We start from the raw sequence: 25897 nt of genomic DNA on the forward strand, positions 1-25897 counted from the left end.
AATGATTCCTATAGAAGATATTATACGCTCTATCCGACGTTATGCGAATCGGTCCGCGCTTTTGCTCGCTCTGATCACGGTTTCTTCTATTTGGATTACGTTGCCACTTTCTTTGTTATCGCAAAATACGGATCCGTTAAGCGAGCAGGTTCAGGAAAAGATATGGCAGGAGATTTATAACAAGGATTTTCATTCCTCTAAGAAGTTAGTACAGCTTGAGCTGAGTCGTAGTGGTAAAAATGAGACAATTCCTCTTCTATCACTGCTGGAAATTTCTTTAAACGGACTTGAGAGATACAAACAAGCGAATGAAATCCGCAGAAAAATTCTCTCGATTTGGGAAAGTAAATATAAGAAATCCTTTTTAGATGAGAATTATCCGATCAATCTCGCTACTTGGACGAGGATGGTCGTAGTAAAATCGGATTCTCTCTTGATCGGCGCCGAATATTTCATTCCATATCCGATCAATTCCAGCAAAGACGGATTCTATTTTCATAAATTCACCTTATACAATCGCTTCTCAAAGAAGCCGACTCGCTTCTTTAAACTCGAAAAATCATCCGCAACAAACCAAGAATACCGTCTTTATGAGATCAATGCAGACGGAGAATCGAAACAAATCAAGGTTTACGGAGATATTTTACCGGAGATGAAGGATGAGATGAGTTTTCTGAGCGGATTTTTAGGAATTTAAGGCCGATTTCTTTCGATCGAGCGGTTCAAAACGATACAACGACGCTCCTTAAAAGAAAAAACCCGCTTCGAAAAGCGGGTTTTAAAGTTTCATCCCTTCTTAGAATGAAAGTGTGTTGCTAAGATACCTTATTTCTTCTTCGCAACTTTCTTTTTAGCTGCTTTTTTCTTAGCAACTTTTTTCTTAGCTGCCTTCTTTGCTGCTTTCTTTTTTGCAACCATTGACTCTTCCTCCGTGTTACTAACATCAAGCTCTGATGTTCTTCAGAAACTTAACGCCGTGATTAGGGACATAATTAATGTATCAAGATAAAAATGTAAAGTGTTTTAATAAATTTTTACATTTTTTTTTAAAATTTATTTATCTCAAAGATTTTTCTTTCATCTGCGAGTGTCTTCATTCACTTCAAGACAGAGAAAAGATATATCATCGCTAGGATCTTTCTTACCACGATAGTCTTGAATCGTTTTTAGTACAAGATCCGTTAGTTCTTGCGGACTTAATTGATGATTCTCGCGTAAAAGATTTAAAAAATTCTCATCACCGAAGATTTCTTCGTTATCATTGAACGTTTCAGTGACACCATCGGTGAATAAAATTAGCTTATCACCGGGGTAAATCGGAATCGTTAAGTGTTTATATTCGGTAGGTAAGACTCCTAAAACTCTTTGAGTCTCGGTTCTAAGTTCTACTTTTCCGTTTTTTCGAATACAAATCGGAGAAGAATGTCCTGCATTGATGTATTTAAACGTTTCTTCCTGAGAATTATATTCTCCGCAGATCAACGTCATGAACTCGCTTCCTCTGTATCTCTCGATTAAAAACGAGTTAATCACTCTGAAAATCGTGGATAAGTCCGATTTTTTTCGAATTTGATTCTGTATGATGCCTCGAATCGCACTTACCAAGTATCCGGTTCCCAATCCATGTCCCGAAACGTCCCCTAAAGCCAACAACATCGTGTTTGAATTCAGCTTTTGAATGTCTAAGTAATCTCCGGAAATTCCTACGGCGGGAATCGAAAAGAAACCGATGTTGATTCCTTTGATCGGTTCTCCTTCGGCGACGTGCAGAGTTTTATCGATGATCGAAGCCATATTGAGATCGCGAACGATTCTTTTTTTCTCCACTTCCTCCGCCAATAACGCGTAGTTTTGAAGGAGCATCGAAGCCATTCTCGTACATTCTTTTAAGAAATGAAGCTCGCCGAGGTTGAAATTCTTTCGGTTGTTCTTTTCACCCACTAGAAACACGCCCAAAACCTCTTTTCCGCGCGAATAATTGAAGATCGGATACGTTAGCTGCACACCGGAATTTTGCAGGAATTTATAGACCGATTCGCGGATTCCGAGTCCATACGCAAGGTGATTCGTGACGGTAACTTCCGTATTGGCCGCAAAATACTGCCAAATCTCCGAACCGGAAGCGATTCGAATGAAGTTGATATTCTTCAGATCCGTTCTCGGAAATTTATCCGCAGGAATCAATACGAGGATTTTGGAAATATCCAACGCTTCCGAAACCTTTCTCATTAGATTATTGATCGTCGCTCGCATGGAAATAGGAGCGCTGATCATCGAAGAGATCGTTTCCATCGCCGAATGAAGTTTTTGATTTCTTTTAAAGCTCCAAGTGTCCACAAGGTTGGACAAACGCCGGTTGATTGAACCGAGAGTATATAAACTCGAACAAAGAAAGAGAACGTTGAATTCTTCCAGATACTTATCCGCAGCGATCGGATTAAATTTAAAAAACGCCGCAAGAAGAAACAGATAACCGCCCGCAAGGATCAAGATCAAATAAATCGAAGTAAGAGAGGAACTGAACGCAATCTGAACGGGAACGATCGAATACGTGAACGTTCCGTAGATGATCAAGGCCGGAAATATCAAGAACGCCGCCAAGATCATAACTTTCGCCGAATCGGGCGAGATAAGATGCGAAAATTCCACGGATACGAAAGGAAGAATGGAAATCGCGCTGAACGCCAAAATCAAACTGAGTTTTTTGAATAAACTCTGCAACGGAAAAAGATTTCGTATCGAATCCAAAATCAAAAAGAAAATGCAGATCACGGAGCAGAAGAGAATAAAATAAACTCCGTTGGTCGCAAGTATTCCGAAGATATGCGGATCGGCCTTCTGCGATTTTCCCACGAAACCCGCGATCAAAGAGAAGATGATCTCCGGTGCGAACCATCGTGTGGGAAGTTCCTTGCCTCGAAGTCGAAACGATATATTCAAGATCACGAATGCTGTAAAATAAAGAAAAAAGAAAAATAAAAAGTGGAATTCGTGAAAGCCGACTAGAAAGAAGTTGAATAAACTCAAACACGACAGGGAACCGAACAGCAAAAGCATGTAGAGATCCCTTGTGTAAAAGAAAAACCAGATCGCTACGGAAAGATACAACAGTGAAATCAGAATGTCTCTCGTAAAATCCTGGATCACGGAGTAATCCGATTTCGGTGCGAGAATGACAGGGATCGTTTCGCTGACTCCCTTGTCGTAAACGTGGATTCCGTTTTCATACGATTGACCCGATTCGGCCATTTTAACCGCGATCTCAAGTTCCAAAAGATCCACTTTCTTCCCTAATATGCCCGGAAATTCTTCGCTGCTTTGAATGATCGTTCCGTTCGGATAATAATAAAAAGGAGGTCTTAAACTTTCGGAAGAAGTCTGCAAAACTCCTATAAAAAGCGCGATGCTGAACAAGATCAGAGATATGAACAATAAAAGTATGTTTCTCACGCCGGAAATCCTAAGTCATAGATAGAAATCATCGTGCGGTTCTTCCAGGTGAGGATCAAAGGATCTCTGCCGATTTCCTCTTCCACTTCCCAGCCCGCTGAAAGAAGATTTTTACCGAAGTTCGAATTTCTATGCGCTTTAAAATTTTTGCCGGATGTTTTCAGGGAAATCGTATTCTCGCTTCTACGAATCACTCCGACCAAAAGATCGTAGTCCTCGTTCCAGGAAATTTCTTTGAGATAGGATTCGACCAGATTCTTAATGTAACTCAAACTTTGAACCGATCGGGACGTTCTAGCAGAAAACAAAATTCCAAGTATATAACAAAGAACTAATACGGAAATCTGGTTCGTAACTCCCAGTTTTAAGATGACAAAGTAGGTTTCTTCGCCCTCCGAGTTGAGAAACTCGACGAGTTCCCCCGGTTCTCTGGAAAGGACTTCGATGCGGATATTTCCGATCATCGGAGGTTCGGCGGCTTCCAGAAATTTCCGGATCTTGCCGGCCGTTTCCAATTCTTTTCTGTACTTTTTATTTTCCGCGACTTGGGAAGATAAAATATGATTGTGAACCGCGATCCCGCACTTTCCGGAAAGAAAACTCAAATCCTGACGCACGGAATCTTTTGGAATGTTCGATGCCGCAAGAAAGCCGAATAGGGTTTCTCTATAAACGAAAGGTAATATGAAATTAGCGCGGAGGCTTACGAAATCCTCGTTGATTTCGTGGTTTTGATCCGGTTCTCCGATGATCGCTCCGTTCTTTTTGTTTAGGATGTATTTCAACAACTTTGCGTCCGGATTGATTCCGTCGTGTGTGATGACCTTTCTTTGTTTCTTCTTCGCATACGTATAAAGTTCGAAGGTTCTCAAGTCGTTGTTAAGAAGCGCGAGTTTTCCGTAATTACTCTCGGTCAACCGAACCAAATCCGGGAATACGTTCTTGATCAGACCTTCGTGATCGAATTTTCGATACGCCAATTGGGAGGATCGAGGATCGTCGCTTAAATATTCGGAAATCAGAATCGACTTTAATTTTCCGCTGAGTTTTTCCTGAAGAGGGAATATGATAAAAACCGCAAAGATCAAAGTGGAAAGAAGACTCACTTCCATATAATATTCGATGGCCGCCGGAATTACGGAGAGAATAAAGAAATACAAACCCAGCGCAATTAGAATCGAAATTCCCTTTGCGAACAGGTTGATAATTCCGGAAATTAGATAGTAGTCCGTTACGAGAGAACGGAAGGCTTCCCTAAATCCGATTTGATTCTCCTCGTTGTCAGGTAGTGTAGTAAGCATTCTCTTCGATGTATTTTTCCGTAAAATCGCAGCCCCAAAATTTCATGGAAACGGCCCCAACATTCAACACTACATTTAAGGAAATTTCAGTATTATTTTTTAAGTATTCGGAAAGCTTTTTCAATGTTTCCTGGTTCGCTTCTTTGACCGGAAGCGTTCCAAAATAGATTTGAAGACCTTCGAACGGGATCGGTTCGTCGAAAACCTTTCCCACCGCCATCACCAATCTTCCCCAGTTCGGATCGCCGCCGTAGATCGCGGTTTTTACCAAGGGAGAATTCAGGATCGACTTGCCGATTTTTCTTGCCTGCGTTTCGTTCTTTGCGCCGGTGATCGTGAGTTCGATCAACTTGGTCGCACCTTCTCCGTCGATCGCGATGAGTTTGGTAAGATCGATTGAAATTTCCGTAAGGGCTTTCGAAAAATCTTCAACGGAACTTTCGCCGGACAAACCGTTGCAAAGCAACGCGACCGTATCGGAAGTGGAAGTGTCCGAATCGATCGTTAAACAATTGAAGCTCTGATCCACGGATGATTTTAAAACGGAATATAAATCCGTTCCTTCCGGCAGAGAAACGTCCGAAAGAATATAGCAGAGCATCGTAGCCATATTCGGTTCGATCATTCCTGCGCCTTTTGCGATCCCGTAGATCGTGCCTTCTCCTGATTTTGTTTTGATTTTTCGGAAAGAAATTTTCTTTCTAGTGTCCGTGGTCATGATCGCTTCTGCGACTTCTTCCAAGTTACCCGGTTTTAAAAGCGATTTCGCTTTTTTACAAGCGGGGAGAATCACTTCCATCTTTAACGGAACTCCGATCACTCCGGTCGAAGAAGGAAGGACTAACTTTGCGTCGATGCCGAGGGATTCTCCGATCGCTTTGCAGATGTCTCTTGAGTTTTGAATTCCTTTTTCACCCGTTGCTACGTTCGAATTTTTAGAATTGATGACCACGGCTTGCAGAAGACCGGATTGAACGTGTTCTTTTCCCACGATGACGGGAGCGCCCGGATAATTGTTTTTGGTGAATACGGCGGTCGCTTTGCAGGGCACTTCGGAATAAATCACTCCGAAGTCTTTCGTATTGTCCTTGATTCCGATATTGATTCCGAAAGATGAAAAGCCTTTTGGCATTGTCATGGATAAGATCCCTCAACGTGTCGATTGGATCTATGTTTGGAAAATTATCTCTGCCGGAAAGAAGAATTCAGGATACTTCGGCTTGATAACGAATCGGAATCGTAACCGCAAAAATCGTCCCGCCTTCCGGGTTGTCGAAAACCTTTACGGAGCCGTGGTGAAGACGCACGATATGTTTTACGATGGAAAGACCGAGACCGGTTCCGCCTTCTTTACGGGAACGGTTCTTATCGACTCGGAAAAATCTTTCAAAGATTCTGCTTTTGTCCTCGTCTTGAATTCCGATCCCCTGATCGATCACTTGAAACTGAACCTGATCCGTTTTTACCGGAAGAATTTTCAGAGTGATCGTTTTTCCTTCGGGAGAATAAGAGGACGCGTTCGAGATCAAGTTTAAGAGCATGTGTTCCAAAAGAACCCAATCCGCGGCGATCATCAAAGGTTCAGGCATCTCTACGACAAACTTTTGACCTTTGGAGGAAACGACCCCTTCCACGGTATAACTCAGATTCTCCACAAGAGATTTCAGGGAGAATTCTTCATCGCCCGCGATCTTTGTTTGATTTTCGATTCGTGTGATGGTCAGCATATCTTCGACGATACGCACCATACGATCCGTGTTTCTGGAAATCGCGTCTAGAAATCGTTTTTCGTGACTTTCCGGTGAAAGGCGTAAACGATCGAGCAACGTTTCCGTATATCCCTTTATGGACGTGATCGGAGTTTTGAGTTCGTGAGAAGCGTTCTGCACGAATTGTTCCCGAATGATATGCGATTGTTTTTCTTCGGTGATGTTTCGGATCACGCCGATATACATCAGCGTTTTACCGTTCGTTTTCAGAGGATACATCTTGATCGTGTAAAAATTCTGTCCAAGATCGAGTTCCATCTTGGAATCGCTCGGACCTTTGAGATGATTTAAAACGAATTCCAAAAGTCTCGGATCTCGCGTCGCGTCCGTTACTTTTCTGGATCTTGAATTCGGTTCGATCAAAGAACCCGGAATACTTTTATTTTGAAAAAGAATGGAGGCGTTTTCCGGATCGATCGCAAACACACCCTCTTTCAGATTTTGTAAAACGGAATCGAATTTTTCCTTTTCGATCGTAAGATCCACGAATTGATTCTTCAATCGACTGGACATGAGATTGATGGAAGAAGCTAAGTCCGCGAGTTCCCGAATGTCCGAAAGAGCCAACTCGGAACCGAAATCTCCCGCGTTGATGTCGCTCGTTTTCTTTTCGATTCTGTCGAGAGGTTCCGCGACTCTCTTTGCGATCGAGTAGGACATGTAGAACGTCCCGAACATGGCAAAAAGAACGTAAAAGGAAAAAAGAAGAATTCTAAAATCGGGATGAATGAACTTCTCCGCGAAAAGTACCGCGCCGGCAACAACGAGGAGTACAAGCAAAAGCAGCCAGTTGCTAAGAAGGAGTTTTGAAAATAAGCTACGCCTCATTGAATCTATAGCCGATTCCGCGTATCGTCTCGAGTCTTTCCTTTTCGTCTCCGAGTTTGTCGCGCAGTCTCTTGATATTTACGTCGACAGCTCGGTCGGTAACGTAAATATCTTTTCCCCAAACGCGGTCCAATAATTTGTCTCTTGTAAAAGCCACGCCCGGGTTGGTCATAAAGAGATTGAGAATCTTATATTCGATGAGGGTTAAATCCACTTCCGAATTGTTGATAAAAGCCTTATGGGCTTTCAAGTTGAGAAAGATGTTTCCGATGGTGATGTTTCCTTCGAATTGTTCCTCTTCCTCTCCTTCTTTGGTTCTTCTTAAAACGGAACGAACTCTAGCGATCAATTCGCGAGTGCTGAACGGTTTACGGACATAGTCGTCCGCACCGAGTTCTAATCCGAGAACCGCCTCGGTCTCACCGGATTTTGCGGTAACCATGATGATCGGCATGGAATACTTTTCTTTGATCTTTTTGCATAGATCCATTCCGCCGATTCCCGGAAGCATCAAATCTAGAATTACGAGATCCGGTGTGTTCTTTTCGAGTTTTGGGAGAACTTCTAACCCGTTTTGGCATGTGTCGACTTGATAGCCGTTTTCTTCGAGGTGGAATCGGATCAGCTCGGCGATATCCTCCTCGTCGTCAACAACGAGGACTTTTTGCCCTGGGTTCCCTGATTGGTTTTTCATGAGTCCTGTTCTTTTCCCGATCTATCGCTGTTTTTTTACAAATCGATTTTCCTTTTTTAGAAAACCGAAAACCGCGAGATCCTTTCTCATTAGACCGGGCAATGTTTATAATCCTAATATTCCAGAAATTCGTTACAATTAGAATACGAAAAAATTACAAACTACAGAAATTCGATTTTCAGCGTTTTGTTAAATGACAGAGAGAAAACAAAGATTACCCTTTATCACCTAATTGGGCGTTGATCTTGCGAATCAAGGTTCTTTGACGGAAAATCGAAAAGACGAGAAAACCCGAGAGCAATAACGTTCCGATTAGATACACTTCGTTCAGGCTTCTCAGTCGTTCGTGTTCTTCTTCGATCGCTTTGATGCCTTCGAGATGGGAAATCAGAAAGTAGAACTTGTCTGCATTAGGCCATTCTTTTTTGGATTCTTCCCTGATTTGAGTGATTAAGATCGCCGCTTCGTCCTTTTTCATTTTTTGAATGATCGGAAATACGCGATCCAGGTCGGCGTTCAGATATTCTCTCGCACCCATAACCGGTTTCGTTTCTTTATCCGCAGCGGAAGAGGTCTGATCCGCCAAAAGCGAGTTCGTCGACGCGAGCGCGGAAAAAATCAAAAGAGAGAAAAAGGAAATTCTAATATTCTTTCTATTCATTCAAAAAAGCCTAATTTATTTTTCCATTCTTTGGTGTATGGATTTCTATAATGGACAAGGTAGATACCGGCTAAAATTGCGAAAACACAAAAGAGAATGCTGCTCGTCACTAAAATGAAAGCGAGAAGTCCCGTTTCGATCAAAAATCCCAGATCCAAAAAAAACAAAACCGTAAGCGGAGAAAACCCGAGTAGAAAAAGGCCGGATAAGATAATCTTAATGTGACGGACGGGAACGATATGGAGCATGACTCTTCGTTTTAAATCCGGCGGAACAGGCGTATTTTCCCGAGTGTTTAGGGTTTCCTCTTCGAAAAAGTGCAGTTTTTCTTCGAGTTCCGGCGGAAGCGAATCGGGTTCGGGAGAATGGGGAACGGAATTATTCTTGTTTTTCATTCTCTTCCTTGTTTAACCAATCCCTCATGATTTCCTTGCCCCTGAAAATATAACTCTTTAAAGTGTTCATTTTCAAGTTTAATTTTTTTGAAATTTCTTTATAAGACATATTCTCGAAGTAATGGAGAGAAATCGGTTTGCGATAGAGTTCGGGAAGGCTTTCTACAAGGTTTCGGATCTTCTCGGAGCTTTCCTGTTTGAGAAGTTTTGCTTCCTGTTCGGAAGAGATTTCTCTTTGTTTATCTTTTTCGGTTTCCGCGAGAATCAACGCGTCGAGTCCGGCGACCTCGGGGTGTTCTCGGCGGTATCTTCGGATGATTTCGTTTCTCGCGATTACGAACAACCAAGTGGAGAATTGGGATCTACCTTGGAACGTGGATAAACTTTCGAATGCCTTTAAAAATATGTCCTGGGTGAAATCTTCAGCCTCCGTTTCGTTACGAAAGGCCTTGATCGCTTGGGAATAAACCAATCCCTGATAACGGTTCATCAGCAATTCGAACGAATTGAAATCGCCGTGTAATACTTTTTGAATGCAGTCCCAGTCTTCCTGGTTGCATACAATGGGAAGGTTTTCCCTCATCGAGATCGGGAGAATTTATAATAGCAGAGCAATCCTAAACCGGTTCCGAGCGGAACAAGTCCTCCGAGCATTGCAAGCGATTGACCTAATACGGAAATGAATCCGATGGAGAGCGCGATTCCGACAAAGGTCAGGATCAAACCTAAAAAGAAAGAATACGTTCTAAGATCGAAGCTTTCCTTTTTGTAAAGTCCGGCTTTGATGATTTCTATCCTTTGTCTATACCACCAATAAAAAACGAAAAACAGCAAGGAACATCCGAATACGATTCCGAAGATCGGAACCAAATAAAGAACCACTTTGTAGTCGGATCCGGAGTTGGAGCTTTGATTCTGAAGGTGTTTCAGAATCAAGTCCAGCGTTTCTAATAATTTTGCTTTTTCTTCAGGGTTCATCTTACAATGGCTGTTACTTTTTTATTTTCCGCTCTGGTTTTGAAGTAAGGAATTCTTTCTTCGATACCGGGACGGTTGATCAAGGATTGATACCATTCTTCTTCTTGAAAACTTTCTTTTAGGTAGGAATTGCGTATTTCGGTTTGAAATAGATTCTTAATCATCTTCATCGTTGTTTTACCTCCTTAACGCTGCCCCATAGAAGGTCGTTGCTGAGTTTGAAACAGTTTTGTTCGTATCTCATCTTAACCTTTTGGGTTCTTCGTTTTATTTTATTATGTCTTATATAAATATCGGCAGTTTGAAAGAATCCGCACGATAATTTATCGATCCTTTTGAAAAGTTCGAAGTCTCGTTTGGACACTTTGAATTCTTTCCTCGCTCCTGTCGACACGGACTACGAGACAGAATCGTATCCACAATTTTCAGACGGCAAACTAGCTGAAGAAAAAAATGTCTTTTTAATTTTTTTTAGAGAATTTCCGAACCGGATCAAAAAAAGGAGGGCTGCCTAAATTCGGTTCCACTTGAGTCGGTTGTCTTTCAAAACCGGCATATTCGCGCAAAAAGTTTACGATGATTCTTCCCGTAGCCCCCCAGAGTAATCCTTCTTCCAAATCGAAATAATAGATTTCGATTTCTCTTGCGCCGGATCTCCGAATTCGAATCGAATAAAACGGAGCCGTTTCCAAACGATTCAAATCGAGTAGGATAGAACGTTCTACTTCTTCCGGATTCGTGTTAAAACGAAATGAGCCGGCGTATCGAGCGATAAAGGGAGAAATATGAAATCCTGTATGCGTAAAAAGTCCGTGATATTCCCCGAGAACTTCGAGAACGGAACTGGATTCTCCCATTTCCTCTTCCCATTCGCGAAGGGCCGTATCCAAAAGATTCTTGTCTCGTTTGGAATGCGCACCGCCGGGAAACGCAATTTGCCCCGGATGCGCTTTCAGATTGGAATTTCTTTTTTGTAGGATGATTCCCTGAGTAGAATCCGGGTTTTCGTATATGGGAAGAATAACGGACGAGGCCCTTGATTTTTCCTCTCCAATCGGCGGGGTCGGAATTCCGGTAAAACTTTCCTGAGGAACTGCAAGCTGGGTTTTGAGCGACTGAAAATCAAATCTCATTCTTTACCTGCATTCAGAATTTTGAATATTCCTTTATTCGAATTTTTTGTTAATCGGAATCAATCCTTTGATATTCGATTCGTATGGAACGTTTTCCAAGGCGGCCAGGATCGAAGGTCCGTAGTGAACCACTTTCCATTCCGAGAAAAGATTCATCTCCCTGAGTTCGTCGAGCGTCTTCGGATTTCTCTGCGCGAGTTCCGCGATCATCTTATTCGAAGGCATCATCTGATGACTCATTCTCCGAATCGACATGATCGTTTCTCTCCAGATTCTCAAACGTTTAAAACGTTCTCCCTCTTCGTTCGTCAGATTCTCGCCAGGTTTTTTAAACAATTCCGATTTTTGAATCGGAGGTCCGCTCGGATTCGCATAAATTTGAAACAGTGTTTCCGCGTCCTTCTTCCCGAGAATTTCGGTTAACTTGGACATGTCCCTTCTCGACTTTACGAGCTGGACCACTTTTTCGTTGTTAAAGACTCGAAACGGCGCCTTATTCAACTTTCTCGATTTATCGTCCCGAAACACGAGCGTATCGTAGATGAATCTTCTTTCGTCCGCGCTGTATTCCAAAATATCCGGGAACTTGTCCATTGAAATGGAATTTCCTTCGGAACCGGGTTCTTCGGATGCGATTTTTTCGAACTCGGAAAGAGCTTCCTCAAAGAGGCTTCTCTTTGTGAGTTCTTCCTTCATCTTTTCCCAAATCGTTTCTAAATAAACCGTATCCAAAGCTGCGTATTGAAGTTGGCTTTTTTCCAACGGCCGCTTTTCCCAGTTAGACTTCTGCTCCTTCTTGGAAAGCTTAATTTTATGATAATAATCGACGAGGTATGTAAGAGAATATTGATCGTGATCCAAAAGACGCGAACTGAATCCAGTATCGGCGATATTTACGAACGTAAAACCGAAATCCTTTTTCAGGGCTTTGATATCATCGATGGCGGAATGGAAGATTTTTAGAATTTTTTTATCTTCGAATAAACTTCCGAGACCATCTAAGTTTTGTAGCTTCAACGGATCGATGATGTAATTTTTTCCCTTAGCCGAAATTTGAATCAGACAGACCTTGGAAAAATACGTATAATAACCGGAGGACTCCGTATCGATGGAGATAGAGTCCGCCTGGCTCAAATTAATGAGAACGAGTTGTAGGCTTCGAATTGTATCTACGACTATGTAGTCGGAATTTATTTGCATGAAAAACGCGACCTGAGATTTTAAGCTTAAGAAGGCAGAGAATGAGTCGAATTCCCGATAAATCCAGAGTAAGAAGACAAGCCCAGGATGACAAACCAAAAGATGAATGCGCGATTTTTGGTATTTTTAATTCATCGGAAGCGTCGAATTTCACGTATTTAGGTCTTTACTCGATGCAGCATCGGGGCCAGGAATCCAGCGGGATCGTCTCCTCAGACGGGGAACACCTCTATCGCTACGCCGGAATGGGGCTGGTCGCCAATATTTTCACCGAAACCAAACTCAAGGAACTTCAGGGCAATTCGGCCATCGGTCACAATCGTTATTCCACGACCGGCGCCAGCTTTTTAAGAAACGCACAACCTCTTCGGGTCGAATCCCATCTCGGAGCCGTTTCTCTGGCCCACAATGGAAATTTGGTCAATTCTTGGGAGCTCAGAAGCCAGCTCGAAAAAGAAGGAAGCATTTTCCAAACCACGATCGACTCGGAAGTGATCGTTCACCTTATGGCCCGTTCGGGAGAATCCGATTTTCTCTCCGCGCTTTCGTCCGCTCTCAAAAAAGTAAGAGGGGCGTATTCGCTTGTCATTCTTACCAAATCCCAGTTGATTGCAGTGCGCGATCCGAACGGATTCCGTCCCTTGGTGATGGGGCGTAGGGAAGACGGATCAATCGTATTTGCGTCCGAAACCTGCGCCTTCGACATCACCGATACGAAATACGAAAGGGATGTGGAACCGGGTGAGATGATCGTCGTCGATAAGAACGGAGTGAATTCTTATTATCCGTTTCCGAAAGCGACCCCAAGTCTTTGTATCTTCGAATACATCTATTTTGCAAGACCTGATTCCAACATCTTCGGCGAATCGGTTTACAAGGTTCGTAAGAATTTAGGAAGATTCTTAGCCAGAGAATTGCCTGTGGAAGCGGACGTTGTAATTCCGGTTCCCGATTCTGCGAGCATCGCAGCTTTAGGTTATGCGGAAGAATCCGGAATTTCCTATCAATCCGGATTGATTCGATCTCATTATATCGGAAGAACGTTCATCGAACCGGATCAAAAGATCCGAGATTTCGGAGCCAAGATCAAATACAACGTGGTTCGAAACGTCGTCGAAGGAAAACGAGTGATCGTGGTCGACGATTCCATCATGAGAGGGACTACGAGTCGAAAGATCATCAAGATGATCCGAAACGCGGGCGCCAAAGAAATCCATCTCCGAGTTTCCGCACCTCCGACCATATCCCCTTGCTATTACGGAATCGATATTCCGACCCACAACGAACTGATCGCCGCAACGCACACTATTGAAGAAATCCGCAAATACCTAAGAGTCGATAGCATCGCCTATCTTTCCGTCGAGTCCATGAACCGCGCGGTTTTGGATCACAAGGGCGGAGGATTCTGCAACGCTTGTTTTACGGCTCAATATCCGGTGGAGTTCCAAAGCGAAGTCGGAAATCAAAAGAGTTTATTCAAAGAATATCAAGTGGAAGAAAGGGCCGTTTATTAAAACGGCCTTACCGGAATCGGAAAGCGCTGAAACGGAGAATGTCGAAACCTTTCGTTTTTCAAGACAAAGAATTCTTCAGTTGAGAAGCCAGTTTTCCTAACGTCTTGATTTTCTCTTCCACCTTCGGGGTAAGTTTGATTCCTCCGCTCAAACGCAAAAAGTTTCTGAAGTTCCCTGTGCCCGAAAAGATCGGACCGGGTGCGACCGAAATGTTGTGTTTCCAAGCTTCGTTCTGTAGAAGAAGGCTATCGATCTTATCCGGCAGTTCGATCCAAAATACGAGACCGCCTTGTGGGTTGGAAATCGAGGTAGATTCCGGAAAATGTTTTAAAACCGATTCTCGGATTTTAGCAAGATTGGAAGAAAGATTCCTACGCAGCATCTTTAAGTTTCTTTCGTATGAGGTTTTCAAATATTCGCTTAAGGCGATTTGGGGAATACTCGAGAGAGCGAGTCTCGAAAGTTTGATTTCTTTTTGAAGTTCGTGCCCCTTCTTTCCCGGTAAGATCCATCCGATTCGGAGATCGGGCGATATGATCTTTGAATACGAAGAAATCTTATATACGTTTTCTTTTTTATCGAAGGACTTTAAGGAAAGAGGACGCGAAGAATTAAAATACAAATCTCCATAAATATCGTCCTCGATGATCGGAATATTTTTGCTCGAACATAAATCGACGAACGCCTTTTTATTCTCGTTGGAAACAAGACTTCCCGTAGGGTTTTGAAAATTCGGATTGAGGATTACGCATTGGATGGGATAACGATTTAGCGCCTCCTCGAAATGCGAAAGGCTCATACCGGAGAGCGGATCGACCGGGATTTCCAAAAGTTTTCTTCCCTGCCTTTGAATGCTTTGCAAAATTCCGAAATAAACGGGAGATTCGACCGCGATCAGATCGCCCGGTTTTGTAAGAACCTTGATACAGAGGTTGAGCGCATCCTGACATCCGTTCGTTACGATGATTTCGGATTCGTGCGTAGAAACTCCTTGTAAAGAAGAACGAAGAGACAACTGTTTTCTGAGTCCGACGTATCCTTGAGAATTTTGATAGTTGTGGCTGTCCGCCATCAAGATCGCCTTTTTTAGATTCTTATGCAAAGAAGGAATCGGAAGATATTCCTTTTCCGGAATTCCCGTTCCCAAAGGAAGAATATCAGGATTTTGTAATGAATCAATGAGCGAGGAAATTCTTTCGTCGATTCCGAAAGAGGAAACGAGCTTCGGCTTTTTGGGCATGGTGGGAAGTTTCGAAGTTCCCTTTCTTGCGAGAACCACATAACCCGATTTCGGCTTGGATTCGATATAACCTTCGTTTTCCAAAAGTTCGTATGCGAGCAGGACCGTCGAAATGCTCACTTTTTTTTCCTGCGAAATTTTCCGCAAAGAAGGAAGTTTGTCCCCCGCTCGCAAAACCCCCGATTCAAGCATGGTTTTGAGGTTTTCCGCGATCGTTTCGTATTTTGAATTTTGATCTGTACTGGTTAAAATGCTCATTTCTGTATCTGTTATGATTGTTGTAAATTTGTTATAACAGGATTACTTCAGGAAGGAAATCATTTTTTATGAAACTTAGAATTCTTCAGATCGACGCCTTTGCACAAAAAGTCTTTCAGGGAAATCCCGCCGCGGTTTGTCCTTTGCAGGAATGGATTTCGGACGAACGGATGCAAAAGATCGCGATGGAGAATAATCTGAGCGAAACCGTATTCTTCGTTCGAGAAGGAGAATCGTATCGTATTCGTTGGTTTACACCGCTTCGAGAAGTCGATCTTTGCGGACACGCTACGCTCGCGACCGCGTTTTATCTATTTGACGAAGGCGGGTTTACGGGCGATCGGATTCGTTTTCAATCCCTATCGGGAGAATTAAACGTATTCAAAAAAGAGAATGTTCTTTATCTCGATTTCCCTTCCCGAAAACCGGCGCTTGTTGAGGCGCCGGAAATAGTGCTGAATTCGTTTTCGATTCGACCTAAGGAAGTTTGGAAAGCGCGGGATTATATGCTCGTCTATGAAAACGAAACCCAACTTAGAGAAGTTCAATGCGACATTCAGGGATTAAGAAATATGGACGCGTTAGGCGTCATTCTAACCTGTCCTGGTTCGGGTGAATTCGACTTTTTATCCCGATTTTTTTCCGCGAGCATCGGCTTAGCAGAAGATCCGGTTACCGGTTCTTCCCATTGCACGCTCATTCCGTTTTGGTCCGAACGTCTCGGCAAAAAGAGTCTCCAAGCGTATCAGGCTTCGCGCAGAGGAGGAAAACTTTTTTGCGAGAATTTGGGCGAACGCGTTCGAATCGGAGGAACCTGCGTATCGTATTTGGAAGGTTGGATCGAGATATGAATCGGGAGCAGTTTTATTTTTCGGATCGGATTCTAAAATCGAGCCGGTCGTTTATCCGCGAGATCTTGAAAGCGACTTCTCATCCGGGAATGATTTCGTTTGCGGGGGGACATCCCGATCCTTCTTTGTTTCCCGTGGAAGAACTTCGCTTATCAACGGAAAGCGCGTTTCGAAAATACGGTTCGGATCTTCTTCAATACGGAATTTCCGAAGGATTCACTCCGCTCCGAGAGAAGATTTTCGAAAGATATTACAAAAACATAAACTATCCTTTGAGTTCGGAAAACATTCTGATAACGACCGGTTCCCAGCAGGCTTTGGATTTGATCGGAAAGGTTCTGATCAATCCGGGAGATCCGATCTTTATCGAACGTCCGGGTTATTTGGGAGCGATCCAGGCATTTTCTTTGTACGAACCTTCCTTGGTCGGAATCCCGCTGGAAGAAGACGGAATGGATCTCGAATTTTTGAAGCGATCATTTGCAACTACCGTTCCTAAGTTTTTGTATTCAAATCCGACGTTTCAAAATCCGACCGGAAAAACCATTCCTCTTGAAAAAAGAAAACTTCTTGCGGAGATTCTAAAATCGCAAAATTCCATTTTGGTCGAGGATAATCCTTACGGAGAAATCCGTTTCGATTCGGAGAATCTTCCCAGCATTCAATCCTTGTATCCGGAAGGAACGATCAGTCTCGGCACTTTTTCCAAAATCTTGACACCCGGTTTTCGAGTAGGTTGGATCTGCGCTCCGAAACAAATAATTGATAAGATTTTAATCGCGAAACAGGCGAGCGATCTTCATTCGAATCTTCTTTCACAAATCGTTTTGGACGAATATTTGAATCTTTACGATTTGGATTTACAAATCGTAAAAACGCGTTCTTCTTATCGTATCAAGAAAGAATGTATGGAAGCATCTCTGCGTAGATCGATGAGCGGTTTTGCGGAATGGGTTTCGCCTCAAGGCGGAATGTTTTTCTGGCTGAAACTGAAAGGTTTTATTTCGTCGATGGAGTTGTTCGAATCCGCAATCGCAAACAATGTGGCTTTCGTTCCCGGAATCCCGTTTTATACGAATGATCCCGAAACGGATACGATGAGAATCAATTTTTCGCATTCTTCCTTGGAGGCGATCGAAACCGGAATTGTAAGAATTTCCGAATCGATCCGAAAGATTTCAAAAATCCAAGTTTAGGAGAATCGTATGTTGACTCCGGAATACTGCGGACTGATGGCCGAGTACAATCGATGGATGAACGAAAAAGTATATAACGTTTGTCTAAAGTTATCCGATTCACAGAGAAAGGAGGATCGACACGCGTTCTTTAAATCGATCCATTCGACTCTCAATCATATCCTTTGGGTGGACATGTCTTGGATGGCTCGATTTCACAACGAACCTCTTCCGAAAGGTCCCGCGGGTTCGGACCTTTTTACGAGTTTTGAGGAATTGACTCGGACTCGTAAGGATTACGATACGCGGATCATCGAATGGACAAAGACGATTCAATCGGATTGGCTGAATTCTCCGTATAAATTTTTCAGCCTTATGTATCAAAGGGAGCTGGAAAAACCGACTTGGATTTTGGTCGCTCATCTTTTCAATCATCAAACGCATCATAGAGGACAGATCACGACCCTTTTGACGCAAATGGGTTTCGATGTGGGCGTTACGGATCTGGCTTGGATGGGGAGCGTATAAGAAAATGGAAGTGCGGATCGATACGCCTCATTTGGAATGTCGGTTTAACGAGTTTCGTTTTTGGGGAGAATTCTTTCCTTCAAAATTAAAAACGGTCTTTCTACGACGAGATACAAAACCCAGGAAACGGCAAAACAATAAAGAATCGCCGTTCCAATCGCCGTTGCAAAATCGTTCGGTCCGGGTTGTGTAATTCCGGAAAGAATTTTGGAAACCGCAATACCTGCGATCAAAATGTTCCAGAGATACATCGTATAACTGAGCCTCGCGATCGGTCGAAAGAATCCGAGTCCGAATACGCGCGCAATCAGACTTTCCTTTTGTAAGGAAAGATAAATCAAAACCGCGTAGCCGGCATTGAAACAATTATATCCGAATGTTTTTCGAAACCCGTGTTCCAGCGGATAAATATGACCGATCGCTAATATACCGATTGCGAAAAGGAATAAAACCGGTTCCGAAAACCGTTTTCTTATAAACGGAATTTGCATCGAGCCGCCGAGGATGGTTGTTTTATCGTTGTTTGACGATGTCCTATTTTCCAAAGATACATCCGTTGTTGTTTTCCACTCAGCGAGAATCATCCCGATCAAAAGGCTGTCCATCCGGGTATGGGAATAGATCAATACGGTAAGATCGGCATCGTTCAGAACATACACGATTCGAAACAGAAGGGGAACGAAATAGAGAATCGATAGAATCGGAATTCTTACCCTAATCCCGAATCGAAATAAAAAGAACGTGGAAAAGAACGGAAGAATCAGATAAAACTGTTCTTCAATGGACAAAGACCAACCGACTAAAGAAAGACGATGTTTCGTGTAATTTGAAATATAGAACAAGTCCGCATACCAGCTCCGTAGAATCGCCGAGAGTTGATTCAATTCTGCGGTCTGCAATTCATTCGGAATTGCGATAGCGGATAAACGATCGTGTTGACCTTGAAAATACAAGTATAGAACGAACAGACAAAAATAATAGGCCGGGAAAATCCGTAAGGAACGCGCCAAAAAGAAGTTTCGTTTGGAAAAAGCCGCCGGATCGGTTTGGTATTTTAGAATTCTTGAATATATCAAAAAGCCGCTGAGAACGAAAAATAAATCCACGCCCGAATTGAAATTCGAAAAAACGTTCCGCAAAATTTCGGGGAAACCCGCTACACCGAATGGAAGCCAAACGTGATACACGATTACCAGCAAAATTGCGATCGCGCGGATTCCGTTTAAAGACTGTATCTCGTTTTCGCTTTTGATAAACGGAGAAAACAAATAAAGACGGATTTTACGGAACATCTCGGCTTGAACCGTTTTTTAGTTTTTGGAATGTTTTTGTTTGGAAAGAAGTTCTTTGATGAGGTTTTTTTCGGAACGTCCGATAATTCCCTTCTCTTCGAAAATTCCCAGGATTTCCATCGTGATTTCCGGTTCCAAAACGGAAAGATCCGCAAATAAGGATTGGTGGTTGAGTTTTCCCGATCTGTATTTTTCCAGAATCACGTGAGAGGATTCGATGATCTGTTGTTTTCTGGAAACGAGATCCTCCATGGTGGAAAGGATCAAAAAGATCTCCGGATCGTCTTCAAACAAGGTAAGAATATGCCGATAAATTCCCGGGCTTCGAATCGGCAGTTCGTAGATTCCGTCTTTGAGCGAAAGATAAAGTTCCTTCTCTTCTTCCAAGTTCAAACCCGCGAGGTTTCTCAGATCGGAAACGGCTTCGGGAGGAAGAACGGTTAAAAATTGCGAGGCGAACTCCGGGTCCTTCGCTTCCTGAAGACAATACGCGATAAAGCTGCAAACCCGCTGAGGAGTCAAAGAAGTCCAATATTCGTTCGATTTTAAATCCATGAACGAAGCCGTTTTTTTAAGACGTCTTCGCTCGTCTTCGGTTTGTTGGAATATGTTGTATTCGTGTATTATGATTTTATAAAGAAGTTTGTTGCTGAACGCTTCGATGACTTCTTTGATTTTTTGCGGTTCGATGATCGCGAGAAAATATCGAAGTACTTCGAAATAAACTTCTCCCTTGGAGATGAATTCCTCCAATACGAGAGGGTGCGCTTGTAAGAACGCGGACGCGCCGACGTTAATTCCCGCCTTTCCTTCCGCGAACGCGTTCATCTTCTCGCCTGCGATACAGGATTCCCTGATTTCGCGGCTCCAATCATTCGGGATCAGATTTTGTCTGCAATTGGCAGGACACGGTTCTCCCAGCGAGATACCGATTTTACAGCGGGTCTTTACTTCTTTATCCAGGATTACTTCCACTTATTGTTAGGGAACTAAGTCCCCACAGTCTCTCATTTCGGGCGCGTACGGATTTTCGATTTTAGTTCCGTGACTGACCCAGGTTTTGTTCACCATCGGACAATAGAACTTATTGAAAACGCCGGTTCCGCCGGCAAGTTTTAGACTCTCCGCGAGGTTTTCGGAAAAGGAAGAATATGCTTGGAAGAATTTTTCGACGTCTTTCGAGTCCTTGTTCTTCAAAGAATTTGCCATCTTTTCCGCGGAATCTTTTAGACCTCCGTTTAACGCGATTAAGTCGAGTATACGAGCGACTAACTTTTCCGTGTTCGGAATTTTATTTTCTTCCTTCATTAGAAAACCGTGAATGGTTTCGTTTTCTACGAGGATTTGTTGTAGTGCGTCTTTTTCCGGTTCGGTAATAACAGGTTGCGGTTTTTTACAAACGGATAAAAAAACGAGGATACCGACGGATAAGATTAGAATTTTCCGCATTTTACGAATCTCCGAAAAATGTGTACAAAGTTTAAGTCTATGATTTAAGAAAAAACCTTGGTGTAAAGTAAGGAATCGTTTAAAATTTAAAAAATGCTCGTATTCAACGTTAGCTCCAAGCTTTGAAAGCGAACAATTCGTTTCGAAACCGACCAGAATGACAAGATATCATACCCCTTTTTGGTTAAAGCGATCCGTATTAACGGTTGCACAATCGACCGGGCGTTGGATTCTACTGAAAAAGAAAATCGAGGTTTCTCATCCATGTCGAACTTTTACACGAAACACGTTTTTGTATGCGAGAACGTAAGAGCGGAAGGGGAACGGGTTTCCTGCGGTCGCTCGGGTTCGATTCAGCTGTTAGCTTCTCTCAAAAAAAAGATGAAAGACCTGTCCGTGGAAGGCAAAATCAGAATTCAAAGGGCGGGATGTTTGGATCGATGCGAACTCGGTCCCGTTCAAGTGAGTTATCCCGAAGGAAGATGGTTCTCCTTAAGAACCGAAGAAGACATTGATATATTCTTAAAGTATTATATTCAATCCGAAGAACTCGAAAAGATCCAACATTTAATCTTAAAGGAAAACCAATGAACCTCCCAAAAACATACAAGGCGTTAGAGTTAAAAGAATACAGCGAGAACAAGAGCAGAGCGGTGATCGTGGAAAAAACGATCCGCCCTTTGAAAAAAGGAGAAGTGCTGATTCGAATGCATTCCGCTTCGATCAATCCTTCCGACTTGATGTTTTTAAGAGGTCTTTACGGAATCAAAAAGAAACTTCCCGTCGTTCCCGGTTTCGAAGGAAGCGGAACGGTCGTCGCTTCGGGAGGAGGTTGGTACGGCTCGTATCTGAAAGGGAAGAATGTCGCATGCACCGCGCCGGGAAGAGGGGACGGCGTCTACGCGGAATATATGATCACGGACGCGTTCAGTTGTCTTGCGATCGGCAACGACCTTTCCTTGGAACAAGGAGCCTGTCTGTATGTGAATCCGATCACCGCGATCGCAATGGTGGAGCAGGCGCAAAGAGCGGGAGCGAAAGCGTTGGTTCAAACGGCGGCCGCGAGCGCGCTGGGAAAGATGGTCGTTGGAATCGCCGCTCGTAAAGGAATGAAAGTGATCAACGTCGTCCGCAAACCGGAACAGGAAGCGGCGTTGAAGGCTGTCGGAGCCGAACACATTCTCAATTCGGAAACTTCCAACTTCGAAAGACAACTCAGAGTTCTTTCCAACGAACTCAAGGCCACGGTTTGTCTGGATGCAGTTGCGGGAGAATTGACTGCCCGGGTTTTAGGAGCGATGCCTTACGGAAGCAGAGTAATCGTATACGGAGCTTTGTCCGAAAAAGAAATTCCGTTACATGCAGGATTGATGATATTTCAGGATAAGAAGCTGGAAGGTTTTTGGCTATCCACTTGGGTTCCGCAACAAAGTCCGTTTAAGATCTGGAAACTTTCGAGAGAACTTCGTGCGCTTGCAAAGAAGGAATTGAAGACCGATATCGCTGCAAGATTTCCGTTGGAAAAAGCGGCGGAGGCGATCGATCACTACGCGGTCAATATGACCAAGGGAAAAGTTTTGATCCAAACTCCGTATGCGGAAGGCAAGTGATCCTTTGAAGATGCTGCGCTTCTCCGGACTTCGGATCGGATTCGTACTTCTATTCGGGTTTACGATTTGGTTCCATTCCTGTTCTGCTTTAAAAGACAATTACAAAGCCCTTCAGAAATGCAGGTTCCAAGTTTTGTCGATGGAAATCCTAAGGGCCGAACTGATTTCGTTTCCACCCGTTCCGAAAATCATTTTTTTGGCGAAGGTTGAAATCGAAAATCCGAACGAAACGGATGTGACGCTTCACAAATTTGATCTTTCCTTTTACGTTCCCGATCAAACCGGAAAAGAATCCGAGCTGGCTCGGGTTCTTTCCAACGAAAAATTCGTGATTCCCGCGCTTCAGAAAAAGACGGTCGATCTTCAAGTCGAAACGTTGTTTGAAAAAAAGATGGATCGGGATCTTTTACAAATCGCCTTAGGAATTCTGCGGGCCGGTCTTTCCGGAAAGGAACTCGACATTTCGATCCGCGGTAGTTTCGAATACGAGACGATGTTCGGACCGGTTCAAATCCCCGTGAACGAAAGAATTCCCTTGAAGACGGGTAAGAAAGGCGGGTTGGGAATCTGAGGAATTCTTTGAGGTTTGATTTGATTCTCCCTTTGCTAAGAATGGCAATTATGGCCCGATTCCCATCGATACAAAACCGGTTTTTAAAAAATTGCCGGTTCGGATTTTTTCTTTTCGGTTTCATTTTTTTCATCGGATGTTATCAAAAGAATACGGACGCGGATTTTTATACGTTCGAAGAAGCCAACACGAAACTCATCTTTGCATACGAATCCAAGGACGTGACCTGCAACACGAACCGTAGAATCACCGCCTTTGTGCCTGGGCGTTCTCGCAAAAAGGACATCGATCTTTGCGTAAACGCGGTTCTCGCTGTCAGCTGTCAATCCTGGGCTTCCACGAGCACGGATTCAACGCCCGCGACTTGTAAGGCGATCGAGTTTCGTTATTGAGGATGTGAGGAAAGAAAATGAAACCCGCGGAATGGTTTTTTGTCATCAGTCTTTTGCTTGCGGGTTTGATTTATCTGTTTCTGCTTCTGGTACGAAGAAAAGAAAAAACGGCTCACAACTCGATCGTTAAATATTCTTTGCCGAAAGACGATTTAAATTCTTCTCTCAATCGAATCGAACCGAAAGAAAACAAAACTCAAAAGACGAACGTCCTCGAAGTATTCGATTACAACGGAATCAAGATCATGCATGAGAACGGAATTTACACCGTGAATACCGGCGGTGAAATCGAAGTCTACGGTTCTTGGCAAACTCTTCCTTCGCGTTATCAAAGAATGGTGAAAGAAATGGATCACCGAGCCACCGGCGAAAAGAAAGCGGGAAAATATTACATGGAGATTTTAAACGGAGTTTACTACGTGATCTTTCCGGACGGCAAAAAACATAAATACAAACATTTCGAAGACATCCCCGAAAAGATCCGAAAGAATTTAGGTTATTGATGGATGAGAAATCGACCCGTTCTTCGGATTCACTGAACTCGAATCGCCCTTGGAAACGTTGGACAAGCGGTAACACATTGACCGCAGCCCGTACAAGCCTTTGAAAAAGAAGGTTTGTTCCCTTTAAAACTCACGACTCCATCCACGGGACAAGCGGCTTTGCAGTTCGAACAAGTCGATTCTCCCGTTTTGGAATTGATGCAAAATTCGAAAATTCCTTTCGCCTGACCGAACTTAGGCGGAGCGTCCAAAGGTAAAAGCGCTTCGTCTTTGCAAGCGTTGATACAAGGCCAATCCTTACAAAGCATACAAGCGTTGAGGTTGACGTCCATTCTCGGAATATGTTTTTCCGATTTCTCGTCAAAGACCGGAAACAAAACGCTGTAAGGACAGGCATAAATACAATCACCGCATCCGGTGCATTTTTTTAAGAATTCGGTTTCGGCTAACGCACCGGGCGGAGATTGAATGTTTCGGATTCTACGTTTTCGATTCGGTTTGACTTGTTGCGGAAGAAGAAACTCGGTTTCTTGGGACGACTTCTTCGTTTTTGTTTTTTTAGAAGTCGATTCGGTTGGATTGGATCCTGGCCGCGCCGATTTCGAGGCGGAAACTTGTTCTTCGGAAATGATTTCTTTAAAACCGGAAGCGAGATCCGCCGCGCTTTCTTGAGCGAGGTCGAACATTCTCGCGAGGCCCTTTTTAAAAAAATCCTTCCGATTCAATCTTCCCTAACTCTTTCGATTCTCGCGCCTAAGGCTCTTAAACGCGTATCGATGTTTTCGAATCCTCGATCGATCTGTCCGATGTTATGAATATAACTCGTCCCTTCCGCGCAAAGTGCGGCGATGATCATCGCCATACCCGCGCGTATATCGGGACTTGCGACCTTTTGTCCATACAAACGGGAATGTCCGATGACGATCGCTCGATGCGGATCGCAAAGAATGATCTGCGCTCCCATCGCTATGATATTATCCACGAAGAAGAGTCTCGACTCAAACATTTTCTCGTGGATCAAAACGGTTCCTTTGCATTGGGTCGCGGTCACAAGCGCGACGGAAGTCATGTCCGCAGGAAAACCCGGCCACGGAGAATCGTCTATCTTCGGAGTGGCTCCGTGATAATCGGGGATGATCTCCATCTTCTGATCCGATGGAACGAGAATTCCGTTTTCATGAGGACGCACTTCGATTCCTAAACGGGAATAGACCATGCGAATCATACGTATATCTTCGAGCTCCACGTCGCGGATCATGAGTTCTCCGCCGGTTACGGCGGCCAAACTGATAAACGAACCCACTTCTAGATAATCCGATCCGATCTTATGATCTTTGGCGGGAGGTTTTAAAGAAGAAACGCCTTCAATCGTAAGAATGTTGGAACCGATTCCGGAGATCTTAGCTCCCGCGGCATTTAAAAAATGACAAAGTCTTTGAACGTGCGGTTCGCTCGCCGCATGACGGAGAATGGTCGTACCTTCGGCGAATACGGCGGCCATTACCGCGTTTTCGGTTCCGGTAACGGAAGCTTCATCCATGAGAATGTCCGTTCCACGCAAGCGATCCGCTTTGATTTCGTAACCGTCCGGGAAAACTTCTATCGTTGCGCCTAACGCTTGTAATGCGAGAAGGTGGGTATCCAATCTTCTTCTTCCGATTTTATCCCCTCCGGGTTTGGGAAGAAACACTCTTCCCGTCATCGCGAGAATCGGACCGGCCAACGTAACGGCTCCGCGGATTCGGGAGCAGAGTTCTTCGGGAAGTTGGTTTTTCAGATTTCCGTCGTGTTTAAAGATATAAGTTCCCGGTTCTTCTTCGGTGATCTCCATGCCCAAATGACGTAGAACTTCCATTAACATCAAAACGTCGGCAATGACCGGAATGTTGCTGATGCGGACCGTTCCGGGAACCATACAAACGGCTCCGAGTAAGGGCAAGGCCTCGTTTTTATTTCCCTGTGGAACCACGGTTCCATGAAGAGGGGTCTTTCCAATGATCTTAAAATACGAAGAACTCATAATGATAGGTTGTAGGATCGGTTCTTTCTGGCAAATCGAATTGTAATCGATCGCCTCGAATCGGAACGACCGTTCTTGACGAATT

General features: G+C 43.7%; 29 protein-coding genes. 11 read left to right on the forward strand and 18 right to left on the reverse strand.

All coding sequences use genetic code 11. The features are described 5' to 3' along the window. Position 1 precedes the first annotated feature (1 nt). Complete coding sequence (locus LFX17_RS01015; protein WP_238728443.1) at positions 2-697, forward strand: hypothetical protein; 696 nt, start codon at positions 2-4, stop codon at positions 695-697. A gap of 380 nt (positions 698-1077) precedes the next feature. Here LFX17_RS01015 and LFX17_RS01020 read toward each other — a convergent pair whose 3' ends face one another. The 5 genes from LFX17_RS01020 to LFX17_RS01040 all read right to left on the reverse strand — a co-directional run bounded on the left by LFX17_RS01020 (position 1078) and on the right by LFX17_RS01040 (position 8042). Continuing rightward, positions 1078-3450: a SpoIIE family protein phosphatase gene (locus tag LFX17_RS01020; RefSeq protein WP_238728444.1), complete on the reverse strand. Its 2373-nt coding sequence runs from the start codon at positions 3448-3450 to the stop codon at positions 1078-1080. Continuing rightward, complete coding sequence (locus LFX17_RS01025) at positions 3447-4751, reverse strand: hypothetical protein (RefSeq protein ID WP_238728445.1); 1305 nt, start codon at positions 4749-4751, stop codon at positions 3447-3449. Before LFX17_RS01025 ends, LFX17_RS01020 begins: the two co-directional genes overlap by 4 nt. Next, positions 4732-5883, reverse strand: a complete 1152-nt coding sequence (gene argJ / locus LFX17_RS01030) for a bifunctional glutamate N-acetyltransferase/amino-acid acetyltransferase ArgJ (RefSeq protein WP_238747616.1) — start codon at positions 5881-5883, stop codon at positions 4732-4734. The genes LFX17_RS01025 and argJ overlap by 20 nt, the downstream gene beginning before the upstream one ends. A 73-nt stretch (positions 5884-5956) precedes the next feature. After that, positions 5957-7348 carry a HAMP domain-containing sensor histidine kinase gene (locus LFX17_RS01035; protein WP_118954309.1) on the reverse strand — a complete coding sequence of 464 codons (1392 nt, stop codon included), beginning with the start codon at positions 7346-7348 and terminating at the stop codon, positions 5957-5959. Continuing rightward, positions 7338-8042, reverse strand: coding sequence for a response regulator (locus LFX17_RS01040; RefSeq protein WP_002724505.1), 705 nt, complete (start codon positions 8040-8042; stop codon positions 7338-7340). Before LFX17_RS01040 ends, LFX17_RS01035 begins: the two co-directional genes overlap by 11 nt. A gap of 5 nt (positions 8043-8047) precedes the next feature. On the opposite strand from LFX17_RS01040, the gene LFX17_RS20840 reads away from it, so the two are divergent. Next, positions 8048-8239 (forward strand): hypothetical protein, encoded by a 192-nt coding sequence (locus LFX17_RS20840; protein ID WP_319941260.1) that lies wholly within the window; start codon positions 8048-8050, stop codon positions 8237-8239. A 17-nt stretch (positions 8240-8256) separates the two neighbouring features. On the opposite strand, the gene LFX17_RS01045 is transcribed toward LFX17_RS20840, so the two are convergent. The 7 genes from LFX17_RS01045 to LFX17_RS01075 all read right to left on the reverse strand — a co-directional run bounded on the left by LFX17_RS01045 (position 8257) and on the right by LFX17_RS01075 (position 12409). Beyond that, a complete protein-coding gene (locus tag LFX17_RS01045; protein WP_238744636.1) occupies positions 8257-8703 on the reverse strand; it encodes a hypothetical protein in 447 nt (148 codons plus the stop codon). After that, positions 8700-9098 carry a hypothetical protein gene (locus tag LFX17_RS01050; RefSeq protein WP_238728448.1) on the reverse strand — a complete coding sequence of 133 codons (399 nt, stop codon included), beginning with the start codon at positions 9096-9098 and terminating at the stop codon, positions 8700-8702. Before LFX17_RS01050 ends, LFX17_RS01045 begins: the two co-directional genes overlap by 4 nt. Continuing rightward, positions 9082-9681 carry an RNA polymerase sigma factor gene (locus tag LFX17_RS01055; RefSeq protein ID WP_238728449.1) on the reverse strand — a complete coding sequence of 200 codons (600 nt, stop codon included), beginning with the start codon at positions 9679-9681 and terminating at the stop codon, positions 9082-9084. Before LFX17_RS01055 ends, LFX17_RS01050 begins: the two co-directional genes overlap by 17 nt. Continuing rightward, a complete protein-coding gene (locus LFX17_RS01060) occupies positions 9678-10076 on the reverse strand; it encodes a hypothetical protein (RefSeq protein ID WP_118954305.1) in 399 nt (132 codons plus the stop codon). Before LFX17_RS01060 ends, LFX17_RS01055 begins: the two co-directional genes overlap by 4 nt. Beyond that, a complete protein-coding gene (locus LFX17_RS01065; protein WP_238728450.1) occupies positions 10073-10246 on the reverse strand; it encodes an LIMLP_16695 family PerRB-regulated protein in 174 nt (57 codons plus the stop codon). The genes LFX17_RS01060 and LFX17_RS01065 overlap by 4 nt, the downstream gene beginning before the upstream one ends. Before the next feature lie 291 nt (positions 10247-10537). After that, complete coding sequence (locus LFX17_RS01070; RefSeq protein ID WP_238728451.1) at positions 10538-11209, reverse strand: NUDIX hydrolase; 672 nt, start codon at positions 11207-11209, stop codon at positions 10538-10540. 33 nt (positions 11210-11242) lie between these two features. After that, positions 11243-12409 (reverse strand): ribonuclease D, encoded by a 1167-nt coding sequence (locus tag LFX17_RS01075; protein ID WP_238728452.1) that lies wholly within the window; start codon positions 12407-12409, stop codon positions 11243-11245. Between the two features lie 41 nt (positions 12410-12450). On the opposite strand from LFX17_RS01075, the gene purF reads away from it, so the two are divergent. After that, positions 12451-13923 (forward strand): amidophosphoribosyltransferase, encoded by a 1473-nt coding sequence (gene purF / locus LFX17_RS01080; RefSeq protein ID WP_238728453.1) that lies wholly within the window; start codon positions 12451-12453, stop codon positions 13921-13923. A gap of 58 nt (positions 13924-13981) precedes the next feature. Here the strand turns inward: purF and LFX17_RS01085 are convergent, their stop codons facing one another. Then, a complete protein-coding gene (locus LFX17_RS01085) occupies positions 13982-15421 on the reverse strand; it encodes an aminotransferase-like domain-containing protein (RefSeq protein WP_238744637.1) in 1440 nt (479 codons plus the stop codon). A gap of 68 nt (positions 15422-15489) precedes the next feature. Here LFX17_RS01085 and LFX17_RS01090 point away from each other — a divergent pair, with 68 nt between their 5' ends. The 3 genes from LFX17_RS01090 to LFX17_RS01100 are packed head-to-tail and all read left to right on the forward strand — an operon-like array spanning position 15490 to position 17975. Further along, positions 15490-16272: a PhzF family phenazine biosynthesis protein gene (locus LFX17_RS01090; protein ID WP_238744638.1), complete on the forward strand. Its 783-nt coding sequence runs from the start codon at positions 15490-15492 to the stop codon at positions 16270-16272. Beyond that, entirely contained in the window at positions 16269-17468 is a 1200-nt protein-coding gene (locus tag LFX17_RS01095) for an aminotransferase-like domain-containing protein (RefSeq protein WP_238744639.1), read from the forward strand. Before LFX17_RS01090 ends, LFX17_RS01095 begins: the two co-directional genes overlap by 4 nt. Positions 17469-17477: 9 nt before the next feature. Then, positions 17478-17975, forward strand: coding sequence for a DinB family protein (locus LFX17_RS01100; protein WP_238744640.1), 498 nt, complete (start codon positions 17478-17480; stop codon positions 17973-17975). 44 nt (positions 17976-18019) lie between these two features. Here the strand turns inward: LFX17_RS01100 and LFX17_RS01105 are convergent, their stop codons facing one another. The 3 genes from LFX17_RS01105 to LFX17_RS01115 are packed head-to-tail and all read right to left on the reverse strand — an operon-like array spanning position 18020 to position 20716. Further along, a complete protein-coding gene (locus tag LFX17_RS01105; protein WP_238744641.1) occupies positions 18020-19267 on the reverse strand; it encodes an acyltransferase family protein in 1248 nt (415 codons plus the stop codon). Between the two features lie 18 nt (positions 19268-19285). Then, entirely contained in the window at positions 19286-20242 is a 957-nt protein-coding gene (locus tag LFX17_RS01110; RefSeq protein ID WP_238744642.1) for a hypothetical protein, read from the reverse strand. 6 nt (positions 20243-20248) lie between these two features. Next, a complete protein-coding gene (locus tag LFX17_RS01115; protein ID WP_238744643.1) occupies positions 20249-20716 on the reverse strand; it encodes an LIC13259/LIC11441 family protein in 468 nt (155 codons plus the stop codon). 264 nt (positions 20717-20980) lie between these two features. On the opposite strand from LFX17_RS01115, the gene LFX17_RS01120 reads away from it, so the two are divergent. Genes LFX17_RS01120 through LFX17_RS01140 form a run of 5 tightly spaced genes read left to right on the forward strand, consistent with a single transcriptional unit; the run spans position 20981 to position 23792 of the window. Beyond that, positions 20981-21307: a (2Fe-2S) ferredoxin domain-containing protein gene (locus tag LFX17_RS01120; RefSeq protein WP_135572588.1), complete on the forward strand. Its 327-nt coding sequence runs from the start codon at positions 20981-20983 to the stop codon at positions 21305-21307. Further along, entirely contained in the window at positions 21304-22326 is a 1023-nt protein-coding gene (locus LFX17_RS01125) for a zinc-binding dehydrogenase (protein WP_238728461.1), read from the forward strand. Before LFX17_RS01120 ends, LFX17_RS01125 begins: the two co-directional genes overlap by 4 nt. Beyond that, positions 22310-22897 (forward strand): NDR1/HIN1-like protein, encoded by a 588-nt coding sequence (locus LFX17_RS01130; protein ID WP_238728462.1) that lies wholly within the window; start codon positions 22310-22312, stop codon positions 22895-22897. The genes LFX17_RS01125 and LFX17_RS01130 overlap by 17 nt, the downstream gene beginning before the upstream one ends. 50 nt (positions 22898-22947) lie before the next feature. Beyond that, positions 22948-23289, forward strand: a complete 342-nt coding sequence (locus LFX17_RS01135) for an LIC13255 family lipoprotein (RefSeq protein ID WP_238744644.1) — start codon at positions 22948-22950, stop codon at positions 23287-23289. A gap of 17 nt (positions 23290-23306) precedes the next feature. Continuing rightward, positions 23307-23792: a hypothetical protein gene (locus tag LFX17_RS01140; protein ID WP_238728464.1), complete on the forward strand. Its 486-nt coding sequence runs from the start codon at positions 23307-23309 to the stop codon at positions 23790-23792. Between the two features lie 29 nt (positions 23793-23821). Here the strand turns inward: LFX17_RS01140 and LFX17_RS01145 are convergent, their stop codons facing one another. Together LFX17_RS01145 and murA are read right to left on the reverse strand one after the other, a co-directional pair. After that, on the reverse strand, positions 23822-24517 hold the full coding sequence (locus LFX17_RS01145) for a 4Fe-4S dicluster domain-containing protein (protein ID WP_238744645.1): 696 nt from the start codon (positions 24515-24517) through the stop codon (positions 23822-23824). After that, positions 24514-25812 carry a UDP-N-acetylglucosamine 1-carboxyvinyltransferase gene (gene murA / locus LFX17_RS01150; RefSeq protein WP_238728466.1) on the reverse strand — a complete coding sequence of 433 codons (1299 nt, stop codon included), beginning with the start codon at positions 25810-25812 and terminating at the stop codon, positions 24514-24516. Before murA ends, LFX17_RS01145 begins: the two co-directional genes overlap by 4 nt. Positions 25813-25897 lie beyond the last annotated feature (85 nt).

Source organism: Leptospira sanjuanensis, from assembly GCF_022267375.1.
Classification (GTDB): Bacteria; Spirochaetota; Leptospiria; order Leptospirales; family Leptospiraceae; genus Leptospira; species Leptospira sanjuanensis.